General features: G+C 41.3%; 14 protein-coding genes and 5 tRNA genes. 9 read left to right on the forward strand and 10 right to left on the reverse strand.

Annotation, left to right across the window (positions count from 1 at the left end):
- Window positions 1–22: 22 nt before the first annotated feature.
- The 5 genes from glmM to EL241_RS10350 all read right to left on the reverse strand — a co-directional run bounded on the left by glmM (window position 23) and on the right by EL241_RS10350 (window position 6282).
- Window positions 23–1375, reverse strand: a complete 1353-nt coding sequence (glmM, locus tag EL241_RS10330) for a phosphoglucosamine mutase (RefSeq protein WP_036104943.1) — start codon at window positions 1373–1375, stop codon at window positions 23–25.
- A gap of 250 nt (window positions 1376–1625) precedes the next feature.
- Window positions 1626–3017, reverse strand: a complete 1392-nt coding sequence (locus tag EL241_RS10335; RefSeq protein ID WP_036104939.1) for a CdaR family protein — start codon at window positions 3015–3017, stop codon at window positions 1626–1628.
- Window positions 3014–3838, reverse strand: a complete 825-nt coding sequence (gene cdaA, locus EL241_RS10340) for a diadenylate cyclase CdaA (protein ID WP_003754550.1) — start codon at window positions 3836–3838, stop codon at window positions 3014–3016. Before cdaA ends, EL241_RS10335 begins: the two co-directional genes overlap by 4 nt.
- Window positions 3839–4056: 218 nt before the next feature.
- On the reverse strand, window positions 4057–4290 hold the full coding sequence (locus EL241_RS10345; protein WP_036104935.1) for a hypothetical protein: 234 nt from the start codon (window positions 4288–4290) through the stop codon (window positions 4057–4059).
- 168 nt (window positions 4291–4458) lie between these two features.
- The gene (locus EL241_RS10350) at window positions 4459–6282 is read right to left on the reverse strand and encodes a potassium transporter KimA (protein ID WP_036104933.1); all 1824 of its coding nucleotides are present in this window, start codon (window positions 6280–6282) and stop codon (window positions 4459–4461) included.
- Between the two features lie 422 nt (window positions 6283–6704).
- Between EL241_RS10350 and EL241_RS10355 the strand changes: the two genes are divergently transcribed.
- The 5 genes from EL241_RS10355 (at window position 6705) to EL241_RS10375 (ending at window position 7202) form a co-directional block, all read left to right on the forward strand.
- Window positions 6705–6776, forward strand: a tRNA-Glu gene (locus EL241_RS10355).
- 96 nt (window positions 6777–6872) lie between these two features.
- Window positions 6873–6946: transfer RNA gene (locus EL241_RS10360), tRNA-Thr, on the forward strand.
- 8 nt (window positions 6947–6954) lie between these two features.
- Window positions 6955–7038, forward strand: a tRNA-Tyr gene (locus tag EL241_RS10365).
- A gap of 9 nt (window positions 7039–7047) precedes the next feature.
- A tRNA-Gln gene (locus EL241_RS10370) sits at window positions 7048–7122 on the forward strand.
- Window positions 7123–7129: 7 nt separating this feature from the next.
- A tRNA-Lys gene (locus EL241_RS10375) sits at window positions 7130–7202 on the forward strand.
- A gap of 44 nt (window positions 7203–7246) precedes the next feature.
- Here the strand turns inward: EL241_RS10375 and EL241_RS10380 are convergent.
- The 3 genes from EL241_RS10380 to EL241_RS10390 form a co-directional block, all read right to left on the reverse strand.
- Window positions 7247–7957, reverse strand: a complete 711-nt coding sequence (locus EL241_RS10380; protein WP_126320562.1) for a glucosamine-6-phosphate deaminase — start codon at window positions 7955–7957, stop codon at window positions 7247–7249.
- Window positions 7958–7978: 21 nt separating this feature from the next.
- The gene (locus EL241_RS10385; protein WP_036104931.1) at window positions 7979–9826 is read right to left on the reverse strand and encodes a glucose PTS transporter subunit IIA; all 1848 of its coding nucleotides are present in this window, start codon (window positions 9824–9826) and stop codon (window positions 7979–7981) included.
- Window positions 9827–9938: 112 nt separating this feature from the next.
- On the reverse strand, window positions 9939–10778 hold the full coding sequence (locus EL241_RS10390) for a PRD domain-containing protein (RefSeq protein WP_036104929.1): 840 nt from the start codon (window positions 10776–10778) through the stop codon (window positions 9939–9941).
- Between the two features lie 228 nt (window positions 10779–11006).
- Here EL241_RS10390 and EL241_RS10395 point away from each other — a divergent pair, with 228 nt between their 5' ends.
- The 3 genes from EL241_RS10395 to EL241_RS10405 are packed head-to-tail and all read left to right on the forward strand — an operon-like array spanning window position 11007 to window position 13616.
- On the forward strand, window positions 11007–11903 hold the full coding sequence (locus tag EL241_RS10395; RefSeq protein ID WP_232020823.1) for an ABC transporter ATP-binding protein: 897 nt from the start codon (window positions 11007–11009) through the stop codon (window positions 11901–11903).
- Complete coding sequence (locus EL241_RS10400) at window positions 11896–13137, forward strand: ABC transporter permease (RefSeq protein ID WP_036104926.1); 1242 nt, start codon at window positions 11896–11898, stop codon at window positions 13135–13137. The genes EL241_RS10395 and EL241_RS10400 overlap by 8 nt, the downstream gene beginning before the upstream one ends.
- A 5-nt stretch (window positions 13138–13142) precedes the next feature.
- Window positions 13143–13616 (forward strand): GNAT family N-acetyltransferase, encoded by a 474-nt coding sequence (locus EL241_RS10405; RefSeq protein ID WP_036105077.1) that lies wholly within the window; start codon window positions 13143–13145, stop codon window positions 13614–13616.
- 428 nt (window positions 13617–14044) lie between these two features.
- Here the strand turns inward: EL241_RS10405 and EL241_RS10410 are convergent, their stop codons facing one another.
- Entirely contained in the window at window positions 14045–14677 is a 633-nt protein-coding gene (locus tag EL241_RS10410; protein WP_003754533.1) for a hypothetical protein, read from the reverse strand.
- 109 nt (window positions 14678–14786) lie between these two features.
- Window positions 14787–15803, reverse strand: coding sequence for a PTS sugar transporter subunit IIC (locus tag EL241_RS10415; protein ID WP_036104923.1), 1017 nt, complete (start codon window positions 15801–15803; stop codon window positions 14787–14789).
- A gap of 125 nt (window positions 15804–15928) precedes the next feature.
- Here EL241_RS10415 and EL241_RS10420 point away from each other — a divergent pair, with 125 nt between their 5' ends.
- A complete protein-coding gene (locus tag EL241_RS10420) occupies window positions 15929–16627 on the forward strand; it encodes a DUF1361 domain-containing protein (RefSeq protein ID WP_036104920.1) in 699 nt (232 codons plus the stop codon).
- Window positions 16628–16630 lie beyond the last annotated feature (3 nt).

The raw sequence follows: 16630 nt of genomic DNA on the forward strand, positions 1-16630 counted from the left end.
AGCAGCCTCCTTTTTATTAAAACTATTCGTTCAATCCCATTTCGGCAACAACGACATCAGCAATCTTGCTGCAATATCGCTCGGTATCTTCTTCTGTCAACGCTTCGACCATTACCCGAACTAGCGGCTCTGTTCCCGAAGGCCTTACCAGAACGCGGCCATTTCCAGCCATTTCTGCTTCGACTTCTTCGATTGCTTTGCTCACTTTAGGGTTTTCTGTCACGTGATGTTTATCTTGAACACGGATATTTACCAGTTTTTGTGGGAAAGTTTTCATTTCCGCTGCTAATTCCGACAATTTTTTGCCTGTTGCTTTCATGATATTGACTAATTGGATTCCTGTCAGCAGTCCGTCACCAGTTGTATTATGATCTAGGAAAATGATATGACCGGATTGTTCGCCGCCAAGATTAAAGTCGCCTTCACGCATAGCTTCTACCACATAGCGATCACCAACGGCTGTCTGTACATCTTCAATGCCTAATTCTTGGAGACCTTTGTAAAAGCCAAGGTTGCTCATGACCGTGGACACGATCGTGTTTTTATTCAGTAACCCTTGTTCGTTCAAATATTTTCCGCAGATAAACATGATCTTATCGCCATCGACGATATTCCCTTGTTCATCGATCGCAATCACGCGGTCGCCATCGCCATCGAATGCTAAGCCGACATTTGCTTCTTTTTCCTGTACAAATGCTGCCAATGCTTCCGGATGAGTTGATCCAACACCGTCGTTAATATTTAATCCATTTGGGGAAGTTCCCATTGAACTGATGTCTGCTTCTAAATCAGCAAATAGATGATTGGCTAAACTGGAAGTAGCACCATGCGCGCAGTCTACCGCTACATGAATGCCGTCAAAATTATTATCGACTGTCTGTTTCAAATATTGGATATATTTTTGTTTTCCTTCAAAGTAATCACTGATCGTACCAAGTCCTTCACTGCTTGGACGAGGTAATTCATCTTTTTCTAGATCCAGCAATTCTTCAATTTCTGCTTCTTGATCATCGGATAATTTGAAACCGTCCGACCCAAAGAATTTGATACCATTATCTTGGACAGGATTGTGTGATGCGGAAATCATTACGCTTGCCGATGCACCTTGTGCTCTTGTCAAATAAGCGACTCCTGGAGTAGATATTACACCAACGCGCATGACTTCAATTCCCACAGATACTAAGCCGGCAATTAGAGCAGATTCTAACATTTCCCCTGAAATACGAGTATCTCTAGCAACTAATACTCTCGGGTGTTCCCCGACGTGTTTCGTTAGTACATAGCCGCCAAATCGTCCCAGTTTAAATGCGAGTTCCGGTGATAGTTCTTGATTGGCGATCCCTCTAACTCCATCTGTTCCAAAGTATTTTCCCATTTTACTTTCTCTCCTTTTGTATAAATCAGTATACAAATTACATTATCTCTATTCTTGGCGCTGAAAAAGTGTCTTTCTCATGCATATGATTTAGATTTTGTTTCTACGTTAGAAACCCTTTGTGAATTACATTTCTATCTAGGGCTAAAATTATTATACCCTTTTTGAATAAATATTTCATCCTCTAACAGAATAAATCCCGGAAGTCCATGGTTCCCTGCACATTCCGAGATTTTTATTGGCTATTTATTCAACTGCTGCTTTCATCGCTTTCCGCTTTGTCTGCCTCGTCTTCTTTACTGGCGATCACGAATTGCGCCTTTCCCGGTGAAGTTGTATAGCTTATATTACTAGGAATGCCTGTTACTGTCAAACCAGTACTATATATCGAGTCGGCCTTGGCACCACTTAGATCCGCATTCACCTGCAGACCGCCGGCACTTACTTTGTTCAAGGCATCTTTAGGTCCTTTTAATGTAATACTTATTTTCCCGTTTGAAGGAGAACGTAATTCAGCTTTCAAATCATCATCCAGGTTCATTGTTCGGATCGCGATGTTATTGATTGTTTTTGTCGTTGCTGCATTTTGGTCTTTGTTGTCAGATCCGCTATTTTCCTGACCGTTATTGTTTTTCTTCTCATCATTACCGCTCGTCGAATTGTCATTGTCTTCCGTTGCATTGTTATCTTTCTTGGCTGTCTTTATACGTACCTCGATCGTTTTCGTTTCGACCTCGGTCGCTCCTTTTGGAACAGGTACGTTTATTTCTTTTACTGTATCTGCTGTGATATCTGAAACATCGACAGGTACTTCGATCTTGTTGATACTGCTGAGTGCTTTATCACTGCCGAGCACCACAACCTCCACTGTATTCGTCGTCATATCGGTCACAGTCAAGTCATCACTTACTTTGCCAGTCTGCTTCAATTCAAGCGGAACCGTCTTTCCGACTTTTGTTACTTTCCCACTGATCATCACTCTTTGTGGACTAACAGATACATCTAATTTATTCAGCTTGTTATCAAACGCCGTGACCGTTGCTTCTTCTTTGAAATCCGCTTTGTACTTTTTCTTATTATCTAATGTCGCCTTGACATAAGCGATTTTGTCAACGGTATCTTTAGCGCCTGTGACCGTGATTTGTTGGGGATCCGTCGTGACTTTCGAAACAGAGTAGCCTTCCGCTAAGTTAGCTTTACCGATCTCCGTCCCGACTGAAAACTTCTTTGTTACCCGCTCCTGAATATTGACCTTCACCGTTTTCGGATGAATGGATGCTTTTAGCCGATTGGAGAGATTCCGCGTATGGAGTGTTACTGTGCTATTGCCGATGTCAGCGTTACGCAAGTCTGCGTATACAGTGAAATCCTGCTGTGCTTTCGCTGATTTTACTAAACTGCGTGGACCTGAGATCGTCACATCGACAGTGTCGGGAATCCCGGTAACAGATAAGTTTGTTTTATCATAGTAAACTTGGACAGGCACACTTGTTACCACTTCAGAATCATTTGCCGTCCGTGTTTGGAAAATTCGCTTGCTTCGCGTTGTATCGTTCGTGCTGACAGATACAAATAGAATGGCTGCTAGCAGCAAGGCAACGATCCGAATGGACCATTTATTATTTAAGATTCGATCCATCATTCCTTATTGCCCCCCTTCAACATCGCAAATAGAGGACTTTTCTTTTGAATAACGGTTACTAATTCTCGTTCTAAAATGCGGTGCAGTTCTTCTTCAGTGACATCTCGGAATAATTCGCTGCCTTTTGCAACCGAAATTCCGCCTGTTTCTTCTGAGACCACGATGGTGATACTATCAGTAACTTCACTGATCCCAAGTGCTGCCCGATGTCTTGTCCCTAATTCTTTTGATAGAAACGGGCTGTCAGAGAGCGGCAGATAACTTGCAGCAGAAGCGATTTTTCCATTTTTGATAATAACTGCCCCATCGTGGAGCGGCGTATTTGGAATAAAAATATTGATCAGAAGTTCGGATGAGATCGCGGAATTCAAAGCAATACCAGTCTCGATATACTCATCCATCCCCGTATCGCGGGCGATAGAGATCAAAGCACCGATCCGCCGTTTTGCCATATATTGCGTGGATTTTTCGATAGAATCAATTAAGTTCTTTTGTTGCGCTTCGATTTTAGAACCATATTTGGTAAATATATTACCTCGACCAAGTGTTTCCAAAGCTCTACGTAATTCGGGCTGAAAAATAATAATAATTGCTAAAAATCCCCACGTAATCATTTGGTCAGTAATCCACTCAACCGTTTGCAGTCCTAAAAAGCTGCTGATCAATTTTACAATAATGATCACAAAAGTACCCTTCAAGAGTTGAACTGCCTTTGTACCTCTTATCAACATAATCACTTTATAAATCACGAACCATACTACTAAGATATCCACAATGTTAGCAAGGTAGTGGAGTATGGTTTGATAGGATAAATCGCCCATTACTTCGCCTCCGTTTAAAGGCAATATATTTCAAAGTTGCCATTTTATTTTTTAAGCTAGCGTATGCTCTCTCTTTGCCCTATATTATAGCATAACAAACCGCCTTGAAAAAGAAATGTAAACGCCTCAACAAGAAAGATTTCTTAAAGAAAAACCAAAGTAATGAAAAAGAAGGACTGAAAATCGTCCTTCTTTTCTTCGAGCCTATTTTTTTGTCTTTACATTTGAACTTGTTCTGCTGCTTTTTTCTTTTTTCCGAACCAAGAAAGATTTTTCCATAAATAAAGAAACAATTGATGTACGCCGCCGATAAGAATGCCCATTCCGATAGCGACACCCATGATGATGAAGAAATGAAGCGCAAGGTAGTCAGCAATATTTTTCGCGGCTATTCCTAGTATAAAAACAATAACCATTGGTAATAAGTAATACCTAATATCCGTTTCTGACATACAATTCTTCGCCCTTTCTCATTTTTTTAAAAAATATCTTTCATCCAAGATAAGTATACTGTAAAAATGCTTATATTTCAACGGCTTATCGCGCATATTTACAATAAATTTTCAAAAAAACTGAAAAGTTAACAAATTGTTATTTATTTGACGCTGTTTTGTAACTTTTTATTCTTTTAGGTGGTATGGATAAGTGGCTACGACGACATCTTTTTTCATCAATAATCTTGTTCGGATCAGTAAACTCGTTTGATTATGCAACACATTTTGCCAACCTTTTTTAGGAATGAATTGCGGGATAAGGACAGTTAGCGAATAATTATCCTGCTTCGCTTTTTGCTGGGCCGCATCAATGAATTTCATCAATGGATCAGAAATGGAACGATACGGCGAGTAAAGATGCGCGATCCGTACTTCTGGATGGATCCTATTCCAACGCTCTACAAAATTCTTTTCCTGTTTCTTGTCGAGAGAAACATGGACAGCAATAACGGTATCGCCGATCGATTTCGCATATTTCAATGCGCCTTCGACCATTTTTGTTGCATCAGATACACAAACTACGACCGCATTCCCCGTAAAATCAGGAACATCGATATGTTCGTCGATCCGAAGCTGTGGTGCGATACGTTTATAATGACGTCGTGTTCGATGAAAAACAAAGATCATGATCGGTAAGAAAATAAATACCGGCCAAACGGATTCGATTCGTGTGAAAAATAATACCATAAGAACGGTGAAAGAGATCAGTGCGCCAAGTAAATTAGCACTTAGCTTCAATCCCCATTTCGCTGGTTTTTCTTTCAGCCATTTCAGTATCATCCCAGTTTGTGATAGTGTAAATGGAATAAATACACCGACGGAATAAAGCGGGATCAGTGCTTCGGTTTTCCCTTTGAAGATGATCGTCAGCAAGATCGAACCGACAGCCAAGGTGATGATCCCATTGGAGTAGCCGAGTCTGTCCCCTTTCGCTAGATACATTCGCGGCATAAACTTATCTTTTGCCAAGTTGAAGGCAAGTAATGGAAACGCAGAAAACCCTGTATTAGCTGCTAATACCAAAATAAGCGCGGTGGCAATCTGAATAAAATAAAAAAGAAAATTGCGGCCAAACACATTTTGCGCGATTTGGGATAAAACCGTTGCTTTCATTTCCGGTACTGTTCCATAGAAATAAGCTAAAAAAGTGATACCTAAGAAAAAGAACGCCAATAACGAAGCCATGATCGTCAACGTTTTCGCAGCGTTTTTCGCTCGGGGCTCTTTAAAGAATGTAACTGCATTGGAAATTGCTTCGATCCCTGTTAGCGATGCCGAACCTGATGCAAACGCCCGAAGTAACAAGAAGATCGTGACGCCAGACACATGTGTGCCGATAGCACTTGTTTCATGATCCACGTCCATTCCCATTACAACTTTGAATAACCCGACAACGATCAACAGCACGATCGAAAGTACGAATAAATACACTGGTGCTGCAAGCAAACTTGCTGATTCTGTGATTCCGCGTAGATTGATGATCGTCACTACGATGATCAGAATAATAGCGATCGGTACTTCAAATGGAAAAAGATCCGGTACCGCGGATACGATCGCATCTGTTCCCGATGAGACACTTACGGCGACCGTAAGCATATAATCCACTAGTAAAGATCCGCCAGCGATCAGCCCTGCATTGTTGCCCAAATTTTCTCTTGAAACCACATAAGCTCCCCCGCCATCGGGATAAGAGTGAATGATTTGTCGATAAGATAAATTCAAGGCAAATAGCAAAATCAATACACAGAAGGCAATCGGAATAGAATACCAGATAGCCGCTACCCCTACTGTGACAAGCACAAGTAAGATTTGCTCCGTCCCGTATGCAATAGAAGAAAGTGCATCCGAGGACAATACAGCAAGTGCTTTTAATTTCCCTAATTTTTGTTCACCGGCTTCTGAAGATTTCAGAGGCCTTCCAATTAATAAACGTTTGAGTGGTGAAGCCATTTTGCTCCCTGCCTTTTTATGAAATTTTAGTGTTTGTTCTATATAGAACAAAGTCGCGTTAAGTGGACCTACAATACGTTCTGATTTTAGTAAAGATACCTGTCGGAACAGAAGCTTTACCCCTAGAGCGAAACATTGTCGTCACGCTGAACAAAAGAATTATAGCACAGCTATACTTTTAAGCAAGCTTTTTTCAAATTATTTTCATGATACAATTAGATTGCAATTGTAATCCGGAAGTTCTAGCCCGTTTTGGGTGGTTCCATGCATAGTTTTCCAGTCATTTTCTTTAAACAATTGGCGATGAATCGTTGATATAACGCCATTTAAATTGTCAGAATAAAAAGAAATTAATTTTTCTATTTACAAATACCCTGTTTTCTATATATAATAAGTTTCGTTGGTGATTTTTATTTCACTCTGGCCCGTTGGTCAAGCGGTTAAGACACCGCCCTTTCACGGCGGTAACACGGGTTCGATTCCCGTACGGGTCATTAGTTTTATACTTATAAATTGCTGGTACATAATTGTAAAATAGTATATGATAAAAGTAGCTTTTTTACTAGGGTTGCCGTCAGTTTGATAAGTAGGCCGACTTAGCTCAATCTGGTAGAGCAACTGAATCGTAATCAGTAGGTTGCGGGTTCAATTCCTGCAGTCGGCATTTCTTCCGGGGGGATAGCGAAGTGGCTAAACGCGGCGGACTGTAAATCCGCTCCTTCGGGTTCAGTGGTTCGAATCCACTTCCCCCCACCATTTTATTATTGGGCCATAGCCAAGCGGTAAGGCAACGGATTTTGATTCCGTCATGCGTTGGTTCGAATCCAGCTGGCCCAGCCATTATAGAGAGCCGTTAGCTCAGTTGGTAGAGCATCTGACTTTTAATCAGAGGGTCGATGGTTCGAGCCCATCACGGCTCATAACAAAAAAGAAACTGGTTTTTGACCAGTTTCTTTTTTTGCGTTCAAATGAGTTTTCCGGCCGCTTTGTCGACGATCACCGTTATATTTGGATGCATTTTTAAGATAGACGCTGGGAAGGCCTCTGTCACCTCACCATGATAAAAACGTTGCATTGCTTCACTTTTTTTAACTCCGCTGGCTAGTAAAATGATATGTTTGGCGGCCATGACCGAGCGTGGTCCCAGTGTGACATAACTATCTGGGTTTTCAGCAGGGTCTTCAAAATGTCCCACAATGATTTTTTTCAACCGTTCATCGCAAGGTACTTCCGTTGTAAAATCCGTAAAGCGTGTCGTTCCCGGCAAATTCCCGCAATAATGTCCGTCTGTTCCAATTCCAAGCACGATCGCATCCAGACCTCCATCACTAGCGATTTTCGCATCATGTTGCTGATAGTTTTTTTCATTTAAGATCTCGATTTGTTCTTCTGCGATCGCTGCCGGTGAAAAATATAGGCGGCGCAGATCGCTGAGCGTGATCCCCTCCTGCTTTCCTGATTTATAGGGAATCTCATCAAAATTATAATAATGGACATGATCGAGATAATTTTTCCCTTTTACCTTTGCCGTTAATCGTTCATACATTCCAATCGGAGTGGTACCTGCTGTAATAGCTAAATTCACGCGTTTTTGCTTCGTAAGCATCTCTCCGACGACCATTTCTGCTGCAAGTTCACTTAATTCTCCATAGTTTTCTGCTACGATCCATTTCATTTTCCTCTACCTCCATTACTATTAGATTGGTTTTATTTCCAGTTGGATAATCGTCTCCATTGCAGTCAACGCTTTTCGCTTGGCATAAGCAGCAATTTCTTCAAAGTGATCGGTATTCGCAATCACCATGATCACACTATCGTCATAACCAGCTTCAACAAGTGCTGCTCGGTCAAAACGAACAAGCGGTGTACCAACTTCGACCTTCTGCTGCTCATGGCACAATACTTCGAAATTTTCTCCTTCCAATTCTACGGTATTCAGCCCCACATGTATCAAGATCTCCGCTCCATTATCAGCGAGCAGTCCAATCGCATGTTTCGTCTTAAAGACAAGCTGTACTTTCCCAGCTACCGGTGAAACGATTAGATCTTCCTCCGGCTTGATCGCCACTCCTTTGCCAAGCAAGCCCTTTGAAAAGGTATCATCGTCCACTTCCTCGATGGGATACATTTGGCCGCTTACCGGGCTCTTTATTTTCGTTTCGCTATGCGGATTCAACGGTGCAGTTTCTTTTTTATCCATCCCTTTACTCAGCAAAAAGGTGAGAATGAATGTACTCACGATCGTGATCACAAAAGCAAGTAAAAAGCCGAAAGCTGCTTCGCCTAAATAAACGGGAAAAGAGAGCACACTTGGCATTACAGGAGCTAAAGCACGCGCACCTAGACTTGCACCAATGCCTCCGCCGATCCCTCCACCGACTGCGGCACCAATGAAAGCCGATCGATATTTAACCAACACCCCATAAAGCGCCGGCTCCGTGACTCCCAAATAGCCGGAAAAAGCCGATGAAAGTGCCACTTGCTTCATGGTCTTGTTGTTGATTGCCAGTGAGATCGCCAAGGCAGCTGTTGCTTGTGCTATAGTACTCATGAAGTTCATTGCCCCCATCGTCGAAAAGCCGAATGTTGCGATCTGCTGTTGCGTCAGCGGCCGGACAGCATGATGCATACCCGTCAGCACTAAGAGCGGCCGTGTACCGCCAATAACAAACCCCGCAAGTAATGGCGAAAAGTCGATCAGAACTTCGATCCCCTTCGCAATATACTCGCCTAAGTAAAAGCCAAGCGGTGCGATCCCAAAAAGCATGATCGGCACAATGATCATCAGCGACAATAACGGAGTAAAAATGACCGTTATCATACTGGGAATGACTTTCTCTAAATAACGATATAGATAGCTGAACAAGTATACGGCTAAAATGATCGGCAAAATCGAACTGCTGTAGTTTACGACTGGGATCGGAATAACCGATAAAAAGGAAATGTTTGCTACTTTCCCTTGCAGCGCCGCATCCAATAATGTAGGATACATCAGTACTCCTGCCAGCGAAAGCGCCATATATTCATTGGTTCGGAAGCGTTTCGCACTACTGACTGCTAATAAGAATGGAAAGAAATAAAACATCGCATCTCCCGCAAGATTCAAGATAAAATAAGTCCCTCCAACTGGATCGATCAGCTTAAGCGATGTTAATAGGAAGATCAAACCCTTCAGCATCCCACCTCCGATGACGGGTGGCAGACTGGGGATCAAAATAGCTGACAACGTTCCAATAAGTCGGCTCCAAATGGATTCTTTTGTATCTGTTGGTTCCGGTCTGCTGCTTTCCATGCCAAAATGCGGATATTGCTCCACCATGATCCGGTAGATTTTACTAACTTTCGTGCCGACGATCACTTGGTACTGTCCATTTTTCACTTGCGCGCCCAATACTCCCGGCAATGCTTCTAATTGTTCTTTTAAAAACAGTGTTCCGTCCTCTAACTGAAATCTCAGCCGTGTGACACAATGCGTCAATGATTTTACATTGCTATCCCCTCCTATAGAAGTAATGATTTGTGAGGCTAATTCTTCGTTGGTCATGATAGCTACTCCTCTCTTTTTGTTATAAATAAAGACCTGACCAAACAAAGAGAAAAGTATTTTCCTCCTTGTTTGATCAGGTCTTGCCGGCTATTCCCGTAACAAATCCTGTTTACTCGGTCGTTTGGATAAGTCTTGCTAAATGAAGCGTCAGGTAAACTTGCTCATCACTGGAAGGTGCTACTCCATATTTTTCGGTTAAATAGCAATCGATCTTCCGCGCACATTTGAATTCCCGCTGATAATCTTCTTTTATGAGACGCGCCAAGGGTTGACGGATAAAGCGTTTTTGCTCCTCTCCCTTACGAATTAGCAAGTAGCATTTTAAATGGTGCAGAAAGCGCTGAAAATATACGGAATCCTCATCGATTTCCATTTGAAATTCGAATTTGATCATTTGGGTGATATCGCGTATCGTTTCCAAATATGTCATCATTTCCGGCATTGTCGCTGAACTGTCGATCTGATAATGAACGAAGTGCAATGCAATAAAAATCTGCTCGCTTTCTGGCAATTTTACTCCTTTTATTCGATTGATCAATTCTACCGCTTGCTCGCCGATCTTCATTTCCTGCGGATAAAAATGTTTTACTTCCCACTCGATCGGACTTTTCATCGCTATTTTTTCCTTTGATCGTTCTAATGCAAAAATGATATGGTCAAGTAAACTTAGCATGCTTGTTCGCTGGATTTTTTGCTGTAGCAGTTTTTCTCCAATAAGAATGATCGCCTCAGCCAATTGGATATCTGCAATATCCGTATCCTTCAATAATGCAGCAATCTGCATCGTGTCCCATTTTCCAGTCGGCAGGAATAACTGTTCTACTTTTGTCTGATCAACCTCGTCCTTTGGATAAGCCCGAAACCCGATCCCTTTCCCGGTCACAATCATTTCCTTGGCATTTTCCTCTGCTAAAATAACATTATTATTGATCCGCTTTTTCACAATCATGTTTTGCCACCTCTTCATGCTGAAATAAAAAAAACCATAGAATAGGCAGAAATGATGTGTTCACCATTCTTCCTTATTCTATGGTTATGCCCGACTAGCGGTAACGATCCCATATCTTATTTCCAAGATAACACATTTATGTAAACGCTGTCAAATCGCATATTTAATTGCGAAATAAAGCGCTTATTGATAAACTTACAGTATCATGAAACGGAGGGAGCGAGGCAATTGCTGGAATTGATTCAAGCAACGAAGCATTTTGGCGACAAAGTGGCCGTTGACCATTTATCACTAACAGCCGAACCTGGAAAGATCCTCGGCCTGATCGGTCAGAACGGCGCCGGCAAGACCACGACATTTCGACTGATCCTGCAGTTCTTAAATGCAACAGAAGGCGAAGTTCGTTGGGAAGGCAAACCGATCACACAAATGGATGTCAATGAGATCGGCTATTTACCAGAAGAACGCGGCCTTTACCCAACAAGTACAATCGAAGAACAGCTGCTCTTTTTTGCAGAATTGAAAGGGTATCCACGTAAGCAATTAAAGCAAGAATTGGATAGTTGGCTAGAAAAAACACAAGTAGTCGGCAAAAAAACAGATCTAGTCAAAAGCTTATCAAAAGGGAATCAGCAGAAGATCCAATTACTAAGCACGATCATCCATCGTCCGAAACTGCTCATCCTGGACGAACCTTTCAGTGGTTTGGACCCTGTTAATGCGGAGATCCTCAAAGCGCTCATCTTTGATATGAAGAAACAAGGAAGTACGATCATTTTTTCTAGTCACCGGATGGAAAATGTGGAAGAGCTTTGTGACGCCGTGCTGATGCTCAAAAATGGCAAAACGGTGCTTTACGGAGCGACAGAGGAAATCAAAAACAGTTTCCCGCGCACAAAAATCAAACTCGAATCTACTCATTCCTTAGAAGAATTGTCCGCTCTCCAGGCTGTTGTCAGTGCCGAGAAAAGCAAAGGCTATACGATTCTTACTTTAAACAGTCAAAACGATGCCCCTGCTGTTTTCGATTATGTAACAAAAGATGGTTTCATTCCCACCTTTACATTAGAAGCTCCCACACTAGAAGAAATTTTTCGCTGGAAAGTGGGTGAGAAAGATGGCTAAATTCTGGATAATTGTCAAACAGGTTTATAAAAGACGTGTAAAAACAAAATCTTTTTTACTCTTTTTACTATTTCCATTACTCATTTTTCTACTGATCAACTTTATTCCACAGATCTTTAGTTCTTTTGATTCTGGGGATAAGCCGACAAAGATCGCTCTCCTCACAGATGATCCGGCTTATCGAAATGCTTTCCAACAAGATAAAAAGCATTTTCGTTTCAACGAAAAGATCACCACTGCCCAAGCTGCAAAACAAGCGCTAAAACAAGATCGAATCGATGGCTTTATTACATTCCAAGATCCGCAAAAGCCTGTTTATTACTCCAACGAAACAGCGGGAAAAAGTGTCTTGCAGCAGATCAATCAGCACCTTACTTCTACTAAAATCGCAATAGAAGCAAAACAATATAAGCTATCCCAACAAGATCTGCAAAAAATACTCGCACCTGTTTCTGTCGATAATAAATTACAGGGCAACAATCAATTGACAAGTAGCCAGAAAGAAAAAATGAGTGGTGCAGTACTTCTGTTGACGCTCATCATTTTCCTATTCGTCATCAGTTATACCAATATCGTTTCTTCCGAGATCGCTACCGAAAAAGGAACGCGGATCATGGAAGTCATCTTATCCAGTGTTTCTGCAACCACACATTTACTCGCAAAATTAACAGCGATTATTTTGATGATTCTCACCCAGCTAGGTTTTTATCTACTTTGTATTGCTTTATTTATCGGATTTGGCAAAGATATTCCTATGCTTGCTGGTTTCCTAGATCAATTTAATGGTTTTCCCAGTCATTACTTATTTTTGAATATTGCTTTTATTATTTTTGGACTGCTTCTCTACATTATATTGGCTGCCTTGATCGGCTCCCTAGTTCCTAATGTAGAAACAGTTGCGCAATTCATCTACCCGATCACTATCCTATGTATGGTTGGCTATTGGGGGTCGATTGCAGCTGCTGAGATCCCGGATAATCTGCTCGTTGTGATTGGTTCTTACATTCCTGTTTTTTCACCAATGATGATGCTTGCTCGTATGGATCTGCTCGCAGCCAGCAACCTCGATATTTGGCTATCACTTGGGATCTTAATCGTAACGATCGCGCTCGCTCTATGGCTAACGATCAAATTATACCGCCATAACCTGTTGCTTTATTCTCAAGACGGACTCTGGAAAACATGGCGGAATTCATGGAAATACGCAAAAATGAATACTCGAAAGGAACGGTGAACAGCTTGGAGATCAGAGAATCGCGCAAAACAGATGCAGCTGCAATGATGGAGATTGAAAACTTAGTATGGACTGCATCAACAACGCCCGGTGAGATCCATTTTGCTTCAGAAGCAGCATTTTTATTAAAAAACCCTCCCGGCACCAAGAAAGTTGCAGTTATAGAAGGGAAAGCAGTTGGCATCCTTGGCTATCATTCCCCTACCTCATTGACTAGTAACAAACATGTCTGGACATTCGATATCGCTGTACATCCTGACTATCAGAAAAGAGGAATCGGTTCAGCGCTATTGGCGGAACTTAAACGACTCGCCACAGCAGAGCATATTCATAAGCTTTCTTTGCGTGTCTTATCTAATAATGAAAAAGCGATCTTGCTTTATAAAAGAGCTGGTTTCGAAGTAGAAGGCATTCTCAAACAAGAATTTTATCTGAATGGTCAATTCGTAGACGATGTTTTGATGGCTTATTTTCTATAGTAAGTGAAAAGGCTCAGCAATTGGGATATTCCTCCAAATGCTGAGTCTTTTTTATCATTTTTCCTTAAAATGGTTTGGCTTTCTTTAAAACGGATATAGATAAATGAAAGCGAAATAAGTGAACAAACTGGACTTCCAGTTTTGTTATAAAGGCAGAATCATTGTCTGATAAAGGATTTTGAAAAAGCCGAAACTTGAGGAAGGCGATGGAATTTAGCCCCATCCATGAATCGGTGAAGTAGAAAGTAGTCGTTACTGTCGCTGAAAAAAGCGAAGTTAATCTTGTAAGAAAATGGCTGATCAATGCTAATTCATCTACTTTCTACGCAGTATGTTTAATCAGAAACATCAGGCAGGATTCCGCTATCAGATGAGAGGCTTCTTAGTCTCATCAGCAAAAAGCCCCTTCCAAATAGGAAGGGGTCTTTTCATGCTGCCTTTTTATCAATATAAAGCTGAATGTACGCCCCCATCATTTGGCGAATAATGGAGTGCCCTTCGCTGAAATACCTTGCCTGCAAGGCTTTTGTCAGATTACCCAGTAGATCATGCCACTTGGCGACCTGTTCTTGATTGAACCGTTCGGATAAAAACAACTCTAGAATATTATCCTTCCCCTTATGCAATAATTCGATTTCTGTATAACGGATCAAACAAGAATAGAAGTCCTGGATCGCTCTTTCAAAGGTGTGCTGCTCTTGCCGTTTATAAGCTTGTTCCATCAGCTCTAATGTCTCTTTCAAGCAGCTGCTGCAGCTGTTTTTTTCCGAGTCTTCCAATTTCTGTAAGGCAAAGTGAAGATGTGTGAACGTCAATTTGATTTTCCGAATTTTTAAGTACAGCCATGTATCCATTTTTTTATAACAACGTGGATCATTTGCCTTACTCATCAGTACACCATCTTCTAGCAGCTTTCCAAGCAACATTTCTGCTTTATCTTTAGATAGGTGGTATTTTTTTTGAAAAGCTTCTTGATCTATGAATGTTACTTCCTTATCCACAAGGAGCGCTTGTTTGATTTCGACATATTCACTATCTGTTAATCGTAAAAAAGTATCCATGACAGCCTCTAATCTTATGAAGGATTTGTCTGTATTATCACATAGAATATCTTTTTTATTTTATAGTTTTGTTCAAGTTCAGAATGCAAATTTGTCTAAAATGTTACATTTATTCTAATTTAATTCGCAAATCTCCTGGCTTTAATAATTTCCCTTTTACCACAAACGGTTTGACAAGAAGTGTAATTACACATGGCAAGACAACCGAAACAAAAATAAAAGCAGCAAAAGTGCTGAAACTGGAATGCGCGGCTACATATAGCGGAGCAACAAAGGCACACAGCCCTAGACCGGCAACTTCATTGGATGTTTGGATGTGGAATACAAGCACACCGATCGGTCCGGATATCACAGCTGTTAATAGTGGGACCAACATAACACTTGGCTTACGGATAATGTTTGGCGTCTGTAGCTTTGGCGTACAGATCAATTGCCCGAAAAATGCCCCCCAATTGTTATCTCGAAATCCCAAGATAGCAAAAGCAACATATTGTGCTGAACAGCCGATCAATGCTGCAGCGCTCGCTGTCGGATCCAGTTGTAAAGCGATCGCTAATGCCGCTGATGAAGCTGGGCTAAGGATCAATAATGCAAATACTAATGAAATGACCATAGATGAAATAAGTGGTGAACCTGCTACCATAGAGGTGATCTGACCGCTGATCGTCGTCAAGATCGGTGTCATGATTTTCGCAAACAATAAACCACTGATGCCACCTGTTAAAAGTGAAGCTGCTGGAATCAAGATCATATCAAAGTTGGTTTTCCCACTGACACGCTTGCCGATCCAAATGGCGATTACTGCTGCCAATATCGCGCCAACTGGTTCGCCGCCGCCGATCGTGTAAATTCCTGCATCTGAAATCGTGTATGCTCCTCCACCAATGATCGCCGCAGCACCTGCACTGATGGCAACTAATGTATTGGCGCGTAAGCACATTGCGATTCCGATCCCAAGTCCTGGTATCAACATGGTTTTGCCGATCGCTCCAATCTTCACAAGGAAATCGAAACCAGCGAGCTGACCGATAGTCTGCAGCAACAGTCCCATTCCTAGCGTTACCAGAACTGCATTTGCAATTCCCATTGACGCTTTGTACGAACGGTCGATAAAATAAGCTTTCATACGTCATACCCTTTCTTTATTCAATTTTCACTTTTATATTGTACCTATTTCCTTTCCAAAAAGCGAGTCTTTTTCTGCAAATTTAATCGAACAGTAATACATCGAGATCCTTATTTTATGGTACAATGACTAAAGTTGAGGTGAAAATCGTGTTATCAAAATTCATGTGGGCATGCCGCCTATTTTTAATTACTTATTTTGTTATTATTTACTACTTTGCAGATACATTTTTCTTCGTCTTTTTGAATTTGACACTTGCATATATCCCATTTGAGATCGCTGTGTTTTTAACTGCGAAAAAAAGAGCTGCTTGGCTTTTCTGGCCATTAGCTGTCATTTGGCTGGTTTTCTATCCAAATGCGCCTTATATCCTGACAGATATTTTTCACCTGCAACGTTTAGGTGCTTACACAGCTGAAGGGAATCTTTCTCCGGATATGTATATTTGGAAAAATTTCACTTTTCTCGTCATCGGGATCTTTTACGGTCTGTTTGTCGGATTTACCTCCCTATCTTTAATGATCAAAGAATTTATGCGTCGATTGGAATGGCAACGCGTATTTCAGTATCAGATCGTACTGATCTTACTGACACTGCTTTCAAGTTATGGGATTTATGTTGGTCGCTTCTTGAGACTCCACACCATTCATTTACTAACAAGACCGCTAGAGTCTTTCTTAGATTTGATTTTCGTTGTTTCTCCTAACTTTATTGCTTTTGTCATTTGTCTGAGCGTCCTTCAATATATCTTATTTTATAGTTTTTCTACCTTTACCCCCTTACTTCAAAAAATCCATGAACCAAAAAATCAAAAACAGCGATGAATG

Origin of the sequence: Listeria grayi (assembly GCF_900638015.1) — a bacterium.
Lineage (GTDB): Bacteria > Bacillota > Bacilli > Lactobacillales > Listeriaceae > Listeria > Listeria grayi.